The organism is Streptomyces angustmyceticus (genome assembly GCF_040701845.1).
Classification (GTDB): domain Bacteria; phylum Actinomycetota; class Actinomycetes; order Streptomycetales; family Streptomycetaceae; genus Streptomyces; species Streptomyces angustmyceticus_A.
Genome location: NZ_JBFBHQ010000029.1, coordinates 72158 through 87308, shown reverse-complemented (window position 1 = coordinate 87308; position 15151 = coordinate 72158). Strand labels below are relative to the sequence as shown.

Below are 15151 nucleotides of genomic sequence, written 5' to 3'. Positions count from 1 at the left end.
GCGGTCTCGGAAGTGAACCGGTCACCGGTGAGCTGCATACCGTCACCGGAGTCACCGGCAAACCGAATGATCACCCGATCCAGACGGCGGACTTCTTTGCCTTCGCCGCCGGCACCGGAATCGCGCGCTTCCCCGACAAGCGCTGCGTCGGTCTGCTCGGCTGTGCTACTGACCTGGCTGGTCACTGCTTCGGACCTCCCTCGAGGGGTGCGGCGTCCCCGCCGGAGGCAGGGCTCGGGACGTGTCGTACTGACCGGTTGTCCCATAAACATCGTACGTGGGTAAGGGTGGCCTTCCCTGGGTTGCTCGCATGGTGGACGTCACCATGAGACACCGATCTGGTGGGTATTGTCATGAAATCACCACCCCCGCGCCCCCTCATTCATGACGCTCCGGACTCCTCCATTGGTTCTACGACCAAAGTCCTGGACCTCACTGGAAAACGCCTCGGGCCACCTATCTGACAGAGTGTCAGATGGCTAGGAGTTGAGGTAGGTGAGCACCGCGAGCACCCGGCGGTGATCCCCGTCACTCTGCGACAGGCCCAGTTTCTGGAAGATGTTGCTGACGTGCTTCTCGACCGCACCGTCGCTGACCACCAGCTGCCGGGCGATCGCGGAGTTCGTCCGGCCCTCGGCCATCAGGCCCAGCACCTCCCGCTCCCGGGGTGTCAGATGGGCCAGCACGTCCTGCTTACGGCTGCGGCCGAGCAGCTGCGCCACCACCTCCGGGTCCAGCGCGGTCCCGCCCCCGGCGACCCGGACGACCGCGTCGACGAACTCCCGCACCTCGGCCACCCGGTCCTTGAGCAGGTAGCCCACGCCCCGGCTCGACCCGGCCAGCAGCTCCGTCGCGTACTGCTCCTCGACGTACTGCGAGAGCACCAGCACCCCGAGGCCGGGGTGCTCCCGGCGCAGCCGGACGGCGGCCCGCACCCCTTCGTCGGTGTGCGTGGGCGGCATCCGTACGTCCGCCACCACCACGTCCGGCAGCGCGCCCTCGTCCGCCAGCTCCCCGATCGTCTTGAGCAGCGCCTCGGCGTCCCCCACGCCTGCCACGACCTCGTGCCCCCGGTCGGTGAGCAGCCGGGTCAGGCCCTCACGGAGCAGCACCGAGTCCTCGGCGATGACCACCCGCACCTTGTCCTCCACGGCTCAGATTCCCCCATGCCTCATCGCGTCCCGCCCCTGCCGGCCTCCAGCATCCCAGCATCCGGACGGCGGCGCGGCGGATGCGGCGGATCAAGGGGACCGGAGGAGGGAAAGCGGCGGGCGGGCGCGTTTCCGGGCCAGGCGGGCGGCCGTTCTCCGGCAGCTTCGTGGTCGGCCGCGCGACGGCTGCGCCGTCAGCCGCGCCACGGCAGCTCCGCGGTGACGGAGGTCGGGCCGCCGGCCGGGGACTCCACCATCAGCAGGCCGTCGACGGCATCCAGCCGTTCGGCGAGGCCGGCCAGGCCCCCTCCCGCCGCTGTGTGCGCGCCTCCGTGGCCGTCGTCCGTGACCAGCACCATGAGCCGGTCCGTGGTGTGCCAGACGTCCAGCGTCGCGCTGGTGGCACGGGCGTGCCGGGAGACGTTCTGCAGCAGTTCGGAGGCGGTGAAGTACGCGATGCCCTCGATCGCCGCGGCCGGCCGGTGGTCCAGGTCCACGGTCACCGTCACCGGGACCGTGCAGCGCGCGGAGAGCGCCGACAGGGCCGGGCCGAGCCCCCGGTCCGTGAGGATCGCGGGGTGGATCCCGCGGGCCAGGTCCCGCAGCTCCTGGAGCGCGATCTTCACCTCGCCGTGCGCCTCGTCCACCATCCTCGCGGCGGCCTCCGGGTCCTCCGCCAGCTTCTCCTTGGCCAGGCCCAGGTCCATGGCGAGCGAGACCAGCCGGGCCTGCGCCCCGTCGTGCAGATCCCGCTCGATGCGCCGCAGATCCGCCGCCGCGGTGTCCGCCACCACCCCGCGGTCCGACTCCAGCTCCGAGACCCGGGCGGCGAGGGAGGAGGGCCCCAGCAGGCCCCGGACCATGATCCGGTCCACCTGCGTCAGTCCGTGGATCACTCCCGATCCGGCCACCACCAGCAGCAGTCCGGCCACGCTGGTGAGCGCGGTCTCCGCCGGGGTGCTGAGGTAGATGCCGTTGCCGCTGCCGTCCCACCCCAGCTGGATGCCCGAGCGATCGAGGTAGGCCGGGAACGTCCACTGCCACAGCGGGTAGGTCAGCAGCAGCCAGCCGAGCGTCCAGAGGGTGAACGAGGCGATGAAGGCGAAGAGCGCCCACGGGAAGTGCAGCAGGCAGTAGAGCGCGTGCCGCCAGGACACCCCGCTCTTCAGGACGGCCCCGATCCACCCCATCAGGCCCGGCCTGGACGGCCGGACGGGCTCCGGGTCGGCGACGTCCAGCCCCAGCAGCGCACGGGCCCGCCGGCGCTCCAGGGCGCCCAGCGCACGGATGCCCGTCAGGCCGCCCGCCAGCACCGGGATGCCGAGGAACGTGATCAGCAGACCGGAGCCCGTGGTGATCGCCACCAGCGTGAAGACGAACATCGCGACGGCGAGCGGGAAGTTGAGGAGGAGGTAGAGGAACTCCCGCCAGGTGCGCCCGGAGAACGGGGCGCGCAGCCCCGCGGGCACGCGGGGGCCGCGGGGCCGGTGTGCGTATGCGGTATCCATCGTCTCGTCGTCCGTTCTGCCGGATGTGGCCCTTGCCCTGTCGGATGCGCCGCCCGGCCCGCGGGCCGGGCGGCTCGTGCCGCTGGGACAAGGGTCCGCGGCCGGCCCCGCCCGCACCATGAGGCTCTTCGCAGTCTTCTCCGGGGGTTTTCCCCACCCCCGGACCGATACCGGCCCCCCTCCGCGGCGGGCCCCACGGCTCGCCGCGCGGGACGCCGGACGCCCCGTCAGCGGCCCCTCGGTGCCGCCTTCGACGCCCTCCCCGATGCCGCGCCCGACCTCGGCCCCGCCCCCGCCCCCGCCCTCGTCTGCGTCCGCGGCCACCACGGCAGTTCCGCCGTCACCCGGGTGGGACCGCCCTTCGGCGAATCCAGTACGAACAGCCCGTCCACCGACCCCAGCCGCTCGGCGAGCCCGGCCATCCCTGTGCCGCCGTCCAGCCGCGCCCCGCCCTTCCCGTCGTCCGTCACCTGGATCAGCAGCCGGCCCCCGGCCCGCCACACCTCGACGGACGCCTGCCGCGCCGCGCTGTGCTTGGAGATGTTCTGCAGCAGCTCCGAGACCGTGAAATAGGCGATGCCCTCGATGGCGGGCGCGGGCCGTTCGGCCAGGTCCACGGCCGTGGTGGCGGGCACCGTGCAGCGCCCGGCCAGCGAGGCCAGGGCGGGCCCCAGCCCGCGGTCGGTGAGGATCGCCGGATGGATGCCCCGGGCCAGGTCCCGCAGCTCCTGCAGCGCCAGCTTCACCTCGCCGTGCGCCTCGTCCACCATCGCCGCCACACTGTCGTCGGCCCGGCCCTCCCGCAGTTTCTCCTTCGCCAGGCCGAGCCCCATGGCCAGCGCCACGAGCCTGGCCTGCGCGCCGTCGTGCAGATCCCGTTCGATGCGCCGCAGGTCGGCGGCCGCGGTGTCGGTGACCGTCACCCGGTCCGACTCCAGCTCGGCGATCCGCCGCTCCAGTTCGTCGGAGGGCGAGAGCAGCCCGCGCACCATGGCCCGGTCCACGTTCGTCAGCCAGCGCGCCAGCCACGGCAGCGCCGGCCACGCCACGAGGAGCGAGACCAGGGTGACCGAGAAGGTGAACGTGGCCCAGGGCAGCCGGAGGAACGTGAACAGCGCGTGCCGCCAGGCGACCGGGTCCTTCAGGCACAGCCACAGCCAGGGGAGGAATCCCTCTTCGCGGGCCCGCAGCCGACTCGGCTCCGGTACCCGCACCCCGAGCAGCGCCCGCGCCCGCGCCCGTTCCAGCTTCCCGTACTTCCGGCACGCCACCAGGCCGCTCGCCAGCAGCGGCAGCCCTATGACGGTGACGGTCAGCCCGATGCCGAGGGTCAGCCAGACCACCAGCACCACGAACCCGGCGAGACCCAACGGGAGGTTGGCCAGCAGGTACCCGATCTCCCGCCAGGTCGCGCCGCTGAGCGGCCTTTGCGGCGGCGGCGGTGCGACACCCTCGGGGGTGTCGTCGGCAGTATCGGCACGACGGGGCCGGGATCTTTCGGTCATCCGCCCAGCCTGCCCGGCCGCCGCGCCGCGTGCCATGGGGTGGCTGGGGTGATGGGGGTGGGGTTTTCCCCACCTTTCCTCCGCATCGCCGCTGTGGAACCCGCAGGGCGGCGGGCAGCCGGCCGGTGACCGTTGTGGACAAGCCGTCGGAGCCGCGCCGTATCGTGTGTGCCGGTTGTGCGGGGGCGGTCGTTCATCGTCGGCAAGTTGGCCGACGGTTTTCGCGGGTGGCCCCCGGGAGCAAGTCCTACTGGCAGCAACGCGGGGGCCGCGTCGGCATGGTGAGTGTGAGTTCGGGGATGGATTCGGGGGCCGCGTCGCGCACCTCCCTGAGCCGGGTGACCCTCGTGGGCGAGCGGCGGCGGGTCGACCTCGTGCTCCCCGCGCAGGAACCCCTCGGCGCGCTGCTGCCGGACCTGCTGCGGCTGCTCGGCGACCGGCCGGGCAGCGGGCCGCTGCCGCGGCGGCTGGTGACCGCGGACGGATCGGTGCTCGCGCCGGACGCCTCGCTGGCCGCGGCGCGGGTGCCCGACGGGGCCGTGCTGCGGCTCGTGGCGGACCAGCACACCCCGGCGGCGCCGTTGACGCACGACGCCACGGGCTCGGCCGCCGACGATCTGGACGCGCGCGGCTGGCACTGGGGCCGGCGCAGCCGGACGTGGACGGCCGGTGCGGTGAGCGTGGCGTTGGCGCTGGTGGCCGGGGTCGCGGCGGCGGGTTGGTACGGGCCGGGGCGGGCCGCGCTCTGGCTCGGTGCGGCCGGGGTGCTCGCCGCGGCCGGCGGAGCGGCCGGCGCGCGGCTCGGACGACCCGGACCGCTCGGTTCGTTCGGACCGCGTTCGACGAGCACCGCACTGCTCGTCCTGGGCGGCGCGCTCGGCGTGCTCGCCTCCTGGCAGGCGGCCTCCACGGGCGGGGCGCGGCTGGCGGCCGTCGGGCTGACCGTCGCGGCGGCGCTCGCGCTGCTCGGGTTCTGCACGGAGCTGGGGCGCGGCGGACTCGTCGGCGCGGCGGCGGTCGCGCTCGCGGTCGGGGCGTGGGAGGCCGGGCTGGCGCTGGCCGACGTGCCCCGTACGGGAGTCGCGCTCGGCGTGGTCTCGGTGCTCGTACTGGGGTACCTGCCCCGACTGGCCCTGACGGCAGCCGGGTTGACCCGGCTCGACGACCGGCGATCCGGTGACGCGCCCGTGAGCCGCCACCAGGTCGCGACCGCCCTCGGTGCGACCCACCGTGATCTGGCGCCGGCCACGGTCGCCATGGCGGTCTCCGCGGGTGCGGCGGGAGTGGCCGCCGCCGGTTCAGGAGACGGCTGGCCGGCCGCGGCCGCCGCCCTGCTGTGCCTGGTGACGCTGTCGCGTGCGCGGGCCTACCCCCTGACGGCCGAGGTCGTCGCCCTGTTGGCGGCCGGGACGGCGGTGGGGGTGTCCCTGCTGCTCCGGTGGGCGGCGGGTTCGGGGAATCCGGCGGGTGCGCTGGCCGTGCTGTGCGTGTGCGCGGTGCTGCCGCTCGCCGTGCCCGCGGTGCGCGTGCCGGAGCAGGTCCGGGCCCGGCTGCGCCGCCTGCTGAACCTCGTCGAGTCGGTCGCCGTGATGGCGCTGATCCCGGTGGCCCTCGGGGCCTTCGGGGTCTACGGCCGGCTGCTCCCGACGCTCTGAACCGGAAAGGCGACCATGGACGTGACTGATCACTCGACGGGGGACGCCGGCGGGCCGGCGGCCGGCGACGCGACGGGGGGCGCGGCCGGTGACACGACCGGGGGCGCGACCGTGTGGGACACGCCGGTGACGCCGAGGGCGCAGCCGGCCGCGCCGGGCCCGGCGGCCGCGCCCGTAGGAACCGCCCCGGCGTCCGCGTACTCCGCCGGGCCGGGATACGGCGGTGCCGGGTATCCGCCGGTGCCCTCCGCGCCGCTGCAGACACCGGACGCCTCGGTGCTCCGGGACGGCGCTCCGGCCGGCCAGGCTGCTTCCGGGCCGGTGCCGGCTGCCGGTCCCGTGCCCGCCCCTGGCCAGGTGGCCGCCCCCGGCGCTCAGACCGCCGCCGGCTCCGGGCCCGCTGCCGGTCCCGTGCCGACTTCCGGTCCCCGGCCCGCTGCCGGACCCATGCCCGTCGGCGCCCCGCTGCCGCAGCCCGTACCGGAACCGGCCCCCGCGCCGACTCCGCACACCCCGGCGGCTCCGCACACCCCGGCGGCTCCTCACACCACTCCGGCTCCTCACACCACTCCGGCCCCGCCCACCTCCGAGGCCCCTGCCACCCCCGCCCCGACGCCTGCCCCCGGCCGGACGCCCGCTCCCGCCCGGACCCCGGCGCCCGTCCAGACACCGGCCCGCGTCCACACCCCCACCCCGGTCCGCAGGTCCGGCCCCACCCCCGTCTCGGTGCCGCTGATGCCGCCCGAGCTGGACGCTCTGCGGGCCAAGCCGCGGCACGGCGAGTCCGTCGCGCAGCGTGCGGGGCGAGTCGTACGGCGGGCGATCGCGTCGTCGCCCGCGGCGGAGACCGCCGCCGTCACACAGACCGCGTACGCCATCCAGCAGCCGGTGACCACCGGCCGGCAGATCTCCGTGACGAGCATCCGGGGCGGCGCGGGCAAGTCCACCGTCGCCGCGCTGCTGGCCCTCACCTATGCGCACTACCGCGCCGATCCGGTGCTGGCGGTCGAGGCCGACCCGGCCCTCGGCACGCTGCCGCACCGGCTGGGCGCCCGGGAGGTGCGCTGGTCGGGCACCGACCTCGCGCAGATAGTGGACCCGTCGATGCTGATCACGGACCTGACGGGCTATCTGATTCCGTTCCCCGGTGGCGGCTGGCTGCTGCCCGGCAGCCAGGGCTCCATCGGGACCCGGCTGGACATCGACACCTACCGGGTGGTGATGACCTCACTGCGCCGGTACTTCGCGACCACCGTCGTGGACTGCGAGACGCTGCCCGCCGAGGTGGCGCGCACCGCGCTGGTGACCACGCAGGCGCGGGTGCTGGTCTCCCCGGCGACCCCGGAGGGCGTGGCGGCCACCCGCTCGGTCCTGGACTGGGTCGGCGGGCTCCACCCCGGCATGCTGCCGACGACCGTGGTGGTTCTCAGCCATGTGTCACCCGATTCCGGCCTGGAGGTGCGCAAGGCCACCGAGCACCTGGGCATCGGCGGCGCGACGGTGCTCCCCCTCCCGTACGACCGGCATCTCGCGGCGGGCGGCGCGATCCGTACGGAGCTGCTCGGCGAGCGGACGCTCCAGGCGGCCGCCCGGATCGCCGCCGAGGCGATGAACCGCGCGGTCTCGCGCGGCCCGGGCCGGCAGCGCCCGGGCGGCGGCGGCCCGGGCGCACCCACGACGGCCCCCGGCAGCACCACCCGGCCCGCACCGGACACCCCGTACCCCTCCGCCACGGGCCCTGCCGCGCCGCCGCCCACCGGCTCCACCGCACCGGGACCAGGCAACTCCGCGCCCTACGGAGGCCACCCCGCACCGGCCGGTCCCTACGGCGGCCACTCCGGACCGGCCGACCCCCACGCCGGCCCGCCCCGGTGAGCGAGCACCGGCCATGCTGCCCCTCTTTTCCCATATCGACCGTTCCGCCTCGTACCGGTAATACTGGCCGTACCGGCCGTCCCGGGGTGCGCCCGGGCGCCGGCCGCGTCCGATCCGTGAGACGCCCGCTGAGACAACCGGCCCGGCCGTCTACGCTGCCCGCCGCCCAGGTAGGGCGAAGTAGGGACAACCCCACCGTCCGCGACGATCCGGCTGCTCACCGCGGCCGGGGCAGGGCCTAGACTCCCGTCCGTACAGATCGTCGAAGTCGTTGAAACAAGCGCAGTCAGGGAGCGAGGGGCGGACGTGCCGGACGCGACCGTACGCACCACTGTCGCCGCGGATTATTTCCAGGGCTACTCGGTCGTCGGGATCATCGCCGTGATCGGGGTGCTCTTCGTGGCCGTGGCCTTCGGTGCCGGGCGGCTGCTGAGGCCCGTGGTGCCGACGCCCGAGAAGCTGCTGACGTACGAGTGCGGCGTGGACCCCGTCGGCGAGGGCTGGGCACACACCCAGGTCCGCTACTACGTGTACGCCTTCCTCTACGTCATCTTCGCCGTCGACTCGATCTTCCTGTTCCCCTGGGCGACGGTCTTCGCCGCCCCCGGTTTCGGTGGCGTGACGCTCGTGGAGATGTTCATCTTCCTCGGCTTCCTCGCCATCGGCCTGCTCTACGCATGGAAGAAGGGCGTCCTGGAATGGACGTGAACCCCGCCTCCCACAGCTCCGCAGCCGCGTCCGAGGGCGCCGACCCGCAGTTCCTGCCGGAGCCGCGGCGCCTGGGGACCCTGGCCCGGCTCGCGCCCGAGCCGATGAAGGTGGTCCTCAACTGGGGCCGCCGCTACAGCCTCTGGGTCTTCAACTTCGGCCTCGCCTGCTGCGCCATCGAGTTCATCGCCGCGTCCATGGCGCGCCACGACTTCATCCGGCTCGGCGTGATCCCGTTCGCGCCCGGTCCGCGCCAGGCCGACCTGATGGTCGTCTCCGGCACGGTCACCGACAAGATGGCGCCCGCGGTCAAGCGGCTCTACGAGCAGATGCCCGAGCCGAAGTACGTCATCTCCTTCGGGGCCTGCTCCAACTGCGGCGGCCCGTACTGGGATTCGTACTCGGTCACCAAGGGCGTCGACCAGATCATTCCGGTGGACGTGTACGTCCCGGGCTGCCCGCCGCGTCCGGAGGCGCTGTTGCAGGGCATCCTCAAGCTCCAGGAGAAGATCGCCCGCGAGTCGCTGGGGGAGCGGTACGCGAAGGGTGGCGCGGCCCGGCCCTCCGCGGCGGCGCTGCGCAGCGGGCTGGTCACGCCGCCCGCGCCGAAGCCCGCCGACGCGCCGAAGCCCGCCGACGAGCCGAAGGCCGCGGACGAGCCGAAGGCGCCGGGGGAGGAGCCCCGATGAGCGAGCAGCCCGAGCAGCAGCCGGATCAGCCGGAGCACCAGGCAGCGACCACCGCACAGCCCGAGCAGGCGGAACAGCCGGTTGCCGAGCCCGCGGCCGAGCCCGTTGCCGAACCGGTCGTCGGCTGGCTGCCGCGGCCCGCGAGCGAGATCTTCGGTACGGGGGCCACGGCGGAGCTCGCGTACGACGTGCTGACCGTCGACGTCCCCGCGGACGGCTGGCTCACCGCGCTGACGGCCGCCCGCGACGAGCTCGGCTGCAGCTACTTCGACTGGCTGAGCGCCGTGGACGAGCCCGGCACCGGCTTCCGGATCTGTGTGCACGTCGCCGATGTGGCGCGGCCCGGCGCCGTCCACCGCCTGATCGTGCGGACGACCGTGCCGCACGACGCGGCCGCGCTGCCCACCGCCATCGACGTGTACGCGGGCGCGGGCTGGCACGAGCGCGAGACCCACGAGATGTTCGGCGTCGATTTCACCGGCCATCCGCACCTCGTACCGCTGCTGCTCCCGGACAGCTTCGAGGGCCACCCGCTGCGCAAGGACTTCGTGCTGGCGGCGCGGGTCGCCAAGGCCTGGCCGGGCGCCAAGGAGCCGGGCGAGTCCGAGCACGGCGGGCCCAAGCGCCGCCAGATGCTGCCCCCGGGCGTCCCCGACCCGAACGAATGGGGCCCGCTGAAGGGCCAGCTGCCGCCCGCACCGGCCCGTCCCGCGCGAGGCGCACGGGCGGCTGGCGGTGCGCGCGCCGCCGGCGGTGCCGGTGCGGCCGCGGGCGAGCGTCCGGCCCGCCGTACGCGGACCGCGAGCGCGGGATCGGCCAGCCAGCAGACGGCGCCGGGAGCCGAGACCCCGGCCGCCGAGGCACCCCCCGAGCGTCCGGCCCGGCGTACGCGTTCGGCGAGCGAGGGCTCGGCCGGGCAGCGGCGGGCCGCGGAGACGGCGGAGACGGCGGAGACGCCCGAGACGGCCGCCGCCCAGGACACCCCTGGGACGACTCCGGCCAAGGAGGCCCCCGCGACGGAGGCCCCCGCGGCAACGGCCCCGTCCACGGAGACCCCGTCCACGGAGACCCCGGCGACGGAGACCCCGGCGACGGCCCCCAAGAAGGAGACGCCCCCGCGCTCCTCGGACGCGCCCTGGCACCACGCCCGCCCCGCCTTCGACGAGCCGGAGAAGCCTGAGAGGCCGGAGAAGCCGGAGAAACAAGAGCAACCGGCGCGTCCGGAGCAGCCGGAGCAGCCGGAGGAGCACGCCGCCCCGGAGGAGAACGCCGCCCCGGCGGACGCTTCGAAGACCCCGGCCGACGACGCGCAGACCGCGTCCGACGCCCCCGAAGCCGGCCCGCCCTCCGCCCCCGAGCCCCCACAGGACACCCCCCGAGACCCGGCAGGAGGCGACACCCCGTGAGCGACGCCCTCGACATCGCGCTGCGGCTCGTCGCCGTCTTCGTCGTCTTTCTCGTCTTCCCCCTGGTCATCGGGCAGACCGAGCACAAGGTCATGGCCCATATGCAGGGCCGGCTCGGGCCGATGTACGCGGGCGGGTTCCACGGCTGGGCGCAGCTGGTGGCCGACGGGGTGAAGTTCGCGCAGAAGGAGGACATCGTTCCGGCCGGTGCCGACCGGCGGATCTTCCAGCTCGCGCCGGCCGTCGCCCTGCTGCCGTACCTCCTGGTGCTGGTGGCCATCCCGATAGGCCCGCACAACGCCGTGGGCCAGGCGCTGGACGCGGGGATCTTCTTCGTCCTGGCCGTGATGGGCGTCGGCGTGCTCGGCTCGCTGATGGCGGGCTGGGCGTCGGCGAACAAGTTCTCGCTGCTCGGCGGCCTGCGGACGGCGGCGCAGCTGCTGGCGTACGAGCTGCCGATGCTGCTCGCCGCGGCCTCCGTCGCGATGGCGGCCGGCACGCTCTCGCTGCCCGGCATCGTCGAGGCCTTCCACTGGTGGTGGGTGCCCTGGCAGATCGTCGGCGGAGTCGTGTTCTTCACCGCCGGGCTCGCCGAGCTGCAGCGGCCGCCGTTCGACATGCCGGTCGCCGACTCGGAGATCATCTTCGGTGCGTACACCGAGTACACCGGACTGCGCTTCGCGCTCTTCCTCCTCGCCGAGTACGCCGGCATCGTCGTCCTCTGCGCCCTGACCTCCGTGCTCTTCCTCGGCGGCTGGCACGGCCCGTTCGGCGCCGACGGCCTGGGCTGGCTGTGGACGCTGCTGAAGACCGTGATCCTCGCCTTCGGCGTCATCTGGCTGCGGGTGACCTACCCGCGGCTGCGCGAGGACCAGCTGCAAAAGCTCGCCTGGACGGTCCTCATCCCGCTCGCCCTCGCCCAGATCGCCCTCACCGGCGTCGTCAAGGTGGTGATCTCGTCATGAGCTTCCCCGGCTCCGGCCTCGCCAAGGGGCTGGCCGTCACCCTGCGGACGATGACGAAACGATCGGTCACCGCGCAGTACCCGGACGTCCAGCCCGACCTCGCGCCCCGGACCCGCGGCGTCATCGGGCTGTTCGAGGAGAACTGCACGGTCTGCATGCTGTGCGCCCGGGAGTGCCCGGACTGGTGCATCTACATCGACTCCCACAAGGAGACGGTGCCGCCCGCCGCCCCCGGGGGCCGGGAGCGCAGCCGCAATGTGCTGGACCGCTTCGCGATCGACTTCGCGCTGTGCATGTACTGCGGGATCTGCATCGAGGTCTGCCCCTTCGACGCGCTCTTCTGGTCACCGGAGTTCGAGTACGCCGAGACGGACATCCGGGATCTGACCCATGAGCGCGACAAGTTGCGCGAGTGGATGTGGACGGTGCCCGAACCGCCGGCGCTCGACCCGGCCGCCGAGGAGCCCAAGGAGCTCGCCGCCGCCCGCAAGGCGGCCGACAAGCTCGCCGCCCAGCAGCAGGCCGAAGCCGAGGCCGCCCGCGCCGGGACCGCGGAACAGGACCCGGACCCGGCCACGGACCAGAACCGACCGGACACCCCAGGGGAGGGAACGTGACGCTCGCCGCCACCGCAGCCGGCCAGGGCTTCCTCTCGCCCACCGGCGTGGAGATCGCCTTCGTCCTCGTCGGCATCGCCACCCTCGGCGCGGCCGTCGTCACCGTCACCACCAAGCAGCTGGTGCACGCCGCCCTCTGGCTGGTCGTCGCCCTCGGCGGGATCGCCGTGGAATACCTGCTCCTGACGGCCGAGTTCATCGCCTGGGTGCAGGTGCTGATCTACGTCGGTTCCGTCGTCGTCCTCCTGCTCTTCGGGCTGATGCTCACCAAGGCGCCCATCGGCCGCTCCCCGGACGCCGATTCGGGCAACCGCTGGGCCGCGCTCGCGGTGGCCCTCGCCTCGGCCGCCGCCCTGGTCTGGGTCGTCGTGGACGGCTTCCGCGCGACCTGGATCACTCTCGGCGGCGCCGCCCAGGGTTCCGCCGAGGCCTCCGGGCGCAGCCTCTTCCAGTACTGGGTGCTGCCCTTCGAGGCGCTGTCCGTACTGCTGCTGGCCGCGCTCGTCGGCGCGATCGTGCTGTCCCGCAGGCCGGGGGAGGAGCGGTCCGCGGCGGCGAGCCTGAAGAACGCCGCCACTCCGGCCCGCGCCGCCTCCCGGGCCCCGGCCGCCCCCGCCCCGCGAGAGGAGCAGCGCTGATGCATCTCGCCTACCCGGCCGTCCTCGCCGTCCTCCTCTTCTGCACCGGGCTGTACGGCGTGCTCGCGCGCCGCAACGCGGTCCTGGTGCTGCTGTCCGTCGAGCTGATGCTCAACGCCGTCAACCTCAACCTCGTCGCCTTCGACGTCTGGCTGCGCGACACCCTGCACACCGGCCAGGCGCTCACCCTCTTCACCATCGCCATCGCCGCCGCCGAGATCGGCATCGGCCTGGCGATCGTGCTGCTCGTCTACCGCAACCGCGGCAGCTCCGACATCGACCGGCTCCGTGACCTCGCCGAGCGGGCGGACGCCGGGGACGGGGACCCGCAGCCGGACACCACGGCGGAGGCCGCCGCGTGACCCTCACGACCACTGCCGTTCTCGTTCCCCTCCTGCCCTTCCTCGGGGCCGTCGCCGGTCTCCTCCTGGGCAGGCGGGCGCCCGGCTTCGTCCGGCCGCTGGCCGTGCTGCCGACGCTGGCCGCGGCCGTGCTCACCGTGACCGTCGCCGTCGGCCAGGGCACCGGCCCGGCCACCGACGTCGCCACCGAGCTCACCCCGACCGGCTCGATCCCCATCGACCTGGCCCTGCACATCGACGGCTTCGCCGCACTGATCGCCGTCCTGGTCGGTGTCGTGGCGACCTGTGTGCAGATCTACTCCACCGGCTATCTGCGCGACGACCCGCGCTACGCCTCCTACGCCGCGCTGGTCTCGCTCTTCACCTCCGCGATGCTGCTGGTCGTCTACACCGGCGACCTGATGCTGCTGCTGGTCGGCTGGGAAGTCATGGGCATCTGCTCCTACTTCCTCGTCGGCCACTACTGGGAGACCGAGGCCGCCCGCGCCGCCTCCCTCAAGGCGTTCCTCGTCACCAAGCTCGGGGACGTCCCCTTCCTCTTCGGCATCTTCGCGCTGGCCGCCGATGCCGGGACCTTCCGCATCACCGGCATCCTCGGCTCCGTCGCCGCCGGCGGCCTGGACCACCCGACGCTGATCGCGCTGCTGCTGCTCGCCGGTGTCGCGGGCAAGTCGGCGCAGTTCCCGCTGCACACCTGGCTCCCGGACGCGATGGCCGGCCCGACGCCCGTCTCCGCCCTGATCCACGCCGCGACGATGGTGGCGGCCGGTGTCTATCTCGTGGCCCGTCTCCTCCCGGTCTTCGCCGCCTCCGCGGCCGCGCTGGTGGTCCTCGCCGCCATGGCCGCGATCACCATGGTCGGCTCGGGGCTGGCCGCGCTGGCGCAGGACGACATCAAGCGCGTCCTGGCCTACTCGACGGTCGGCCAGCTCGGCTACATGCTCGGCGCCCTGGCCGTCGGCGACCGCGGCGCGGCCGTCTTCCACCTCATCTCGCACGGTGCGTTCAAGGCCCTCCTCTTCCTCGGCGCCGGCGTGATCATCCACGCCGCCGGCACCAACTCGCTGGCCGCCATGTCCCGGATGAGCGGCCTGGCCCGGCGCGTCCCGGACGCCTACTGGACGGTGACCGTGGCGCTGCTCGCGCTCGCCGCGATCCCGCCGTTCGCCGGCTTCTTCTCCAAGGAAGCCGTCCTGGGCGCCGCCGAACACGCCGCCATCGGCGACGCGCACGGCATCCCCGGCGCGGCCGGCTGGACCGTGCTGGTCTCCGGCCTGCTCACCGCCCTCCTCACCGCGGCCTACGCCACCCGCCTGTGGCTGCTGACCTTCAAGGGCAAGGGCGCCGAAGCCCCCGACCACGGCCCGCAGCCGGTCGCCATGAACGCCATGCTGTGGGTGCTCTTCGTCCCGACCGTCGCGCTCGGCCTCGCCGCCCCCTTCCTGCCCGGCTGGTTCGACGGGCGCTCGCTCGCGCCGACCCTGACCACCTCCGTCCTGGGCACCGGTATCGCCCTCGTCGGCGGCCTGGTCACCTACGCGGCCTGGCGGCACACCACCGCGCTCGCCGCCCGCGTCCCCCTCGGCGCGGTCGTCGCCGCCGCGGACGCCACCCCCGCGGTCGCCGAGGAGGTCGCGATCGACACCCACGCCCCGGCCTACGGCGACAACGCCGCGGCCCAGGACCCGGCCGACCCCGGCCGTCTCCTCCTGGGCCCGCTGCAGCGCCACGCCGCGGTCGGCTTCCACCTCGACGCCGTCTACTCCGCCCTGTTCGTCCGGCCGGTACGCGCCGCCGCCACGCTCGTCCGCTTCCTCGACCGCGAGGTGGTCGACACCTACGTCCGCGGCGCGGGCACCGCCCCCGGCCTGCTGGGCGCCGCGGTCCGCCGCGCCCAGACCGGGAACGTGCAGACCTACCTCGGTGCGCTGCTGGCGGGCTCGCTCGTCCTGGCCGTCGCCGCCGTCCTCGTCGCCACGGGTACGGGAGCCTGACCCATGCCGCACACCACTGGTGCACGCACCCCGCACCCCCAGCCGACGCCCCCCGCGGCCGGGCTCGCCGGAGCCGAA

At 74.2% G+C, this 15151-nt stretch carries 14 protein-coding genes; 10 read left to right on the top strand and 4 right to left on the bottom strand.

The features are described 5' to 3' along the window. The 4 genes from AB0411_RS33530 to AB0411_RS33515 form a co-directional block, all read right to left on the bottom strand. The coding region (locus tag AB0411_RS33530) for a hypothetical protein (RefSeq protein ID WP_366421006.1) at positions 1–185 on the bottom strand (185 nt) is incomplete at its 3' end. 294 nt (positions 186–479) lie between these two features. Then, positions 480–1139, bottom strand: coding sequence for a response regulator transcription factor (locus tag AB0411_RS33525; protein ID WP_366421010.1), 660 nt, complete (start codon positions 1137–1139; stop codon positions 480–482). A gap of 206 nt (positions 1140–1345) precedes the next feature. After that, the gene (locus AB0411_RS33520; protein WP_366421005.1) at positions 1346–2659 is read right to left on the bottom strand and encodes a sensor histidine kinase; all 1314 of its coding nucleotides are present in this window, start codon (positions 2657–2659) and stop codon (positions 1346–1348) included. A 227-nt stretch (positions 2660–2886) separates the two neighbouring features. After that, positions 2887–4164 (bottom strand): sensor histidine kinase, encoded by a 1278-nt coding sequence (locus tag AB0411_RS33515; RefSeq protein ID WP_366421004.1) that lies wholly within the window; start codon positions 4162–4164, stop codon positions 2887–2889. A gap of 227 nt (positions 4165–4391) precedes the next feature. On the opposite strand from AB0411_RS33515, the gene AB0411_RS33510 reads away from it, so the two are divergent. The 10 genes from AB0411_RS33510 (at position 4392) to AB0411_RS33465 (ending at position 15073) form a co-directional block, all read left to right on the top strand. Beyond that, positions 4392–5819 (top strand): EsaB/YukD family protein, encoded by a 1428-nt coding sequence (locus AB0411_RS33510; protein ID WP_437044232.1) that lies wholly within the window; start codon positions 4392–4394, stop codon positions 5817–5819. A gap of 447 nt (positions 5820–6266) precedes the next feature. Further along, on the top strand, positions 6267–7694 hold the full coding sequence (locus tag AB0411_RS33505; protein ID WP_366421003.1) for a hypothetical protein: 1428 nt from the start codon (positions 6267–6269) through the stop codon (positions 7692–7694). A 306-nt stretch (positions 7695–8000) separates the two neighbouring features. Then, entirely contained in the window at positions 8001–8402 is a 402-nt protein-coding gene (locus tag AB0411_RS33500; protein ID WP_366421002.1) for an NADH-quinone oxidoreductase subunit A, read from the top strand. Next, positions 8393–9091: an NADH-quinone oxidoreductase subunit B gene (locus AB0411_RS33495; protein WP_366421001.1), complete on the top strand. Its 699-nt coding sequence runs from the start codon at positions 8393–8395 to the stop codon at positions 9089–9091. The genes AB0411_RS33500 and AB0411_RS33495 overlap by 10 nt, the downstream gene beginning before the upstream one ends. Next, the gene (locus AB0411_RS33490) at positions 9088–10497 is read left to right on the top strand and encodes an NADH-quinone oxidoreductase subunit C (protein ID WP_366421000.1); all 1410 of its coding nucleotides are present in this window, start codon (positions 9088–9090) and stop codon (positions 10495–10497) included. The genes AB0411_RS33495 and AB0411_RS33490 overlap by 4 nt, the downstream gene beginning before the upstream one ends. After that, the gene (locus tag AB0411_RS33485; protein ID WP_366420999.1) at positions 10494–11462 is read left to right on the top strand and encodes a complex I subunit 1/NuoH family protein; all 969 of its coding nucleotides are present in this window, start codon (positions 10494–10496) and stop codon (positions 11460–11462) included. Before AB0411_RS33490 ends, AB0411_RS33485 begins: the two co-directional genes overlap by 4 nt. Continuing rightward, positions 11459–12079: a NuoI/complex I 23 kDa subunit family protein gene (locus AB0411_RS33480; RefSeq protein ID WP_366420998.1), complete on the top strand. Its 621-nt coding sequence runs from the start codon at positions 11459–11461 to the stop codon at positions 12077–12079. The genes AB0411_RS33485 and AB0411_RS33480 overlap by 4 nt, the downstream gene beginning before the upstream one ends. Next, positions 12076–12717, top strand: coding sequence for an NADH-quinone oxidoreductase subunit J family protein (locus AB0411_RS33475; protein WP_366420997.1), 642 nt, complete (start codon positions 12076–12078; stop codon positions 12715–12717). Before AB0411_RS33480 ends, AB0411_RS33475 begins: the two co-directional genes overlap by 4 nt. Continuing rightward, entirely contained in the window at positions 12717–13079 is a 363-nt protein-coding gene (gene nuoK, locus AB0411_RS33470; protein WP_260639365.1) for an NADH-quinone oxidoreductase subunit NuoK, read from the top strand. Before AB0411_RS33475 ends, nuoK begins: the two co-directional genes overlap by 1 nt. Continuing rightward, positions 13076–15073, top strand: a complete 1998-nt coding sequence (locus AB0411_RS33465; protein WP_366420996.1) for an NADH-quinone oxidoreductase subunit 5 family protein — start codon at positions 13076–13078, stop codon at positions 15071–15073. Before nuoK ends, AB0411_RS33465 begins: the two co-directional genes overlap by 4 nt. Positions 15074–15151: the final 78 nt, after the last annotated feature.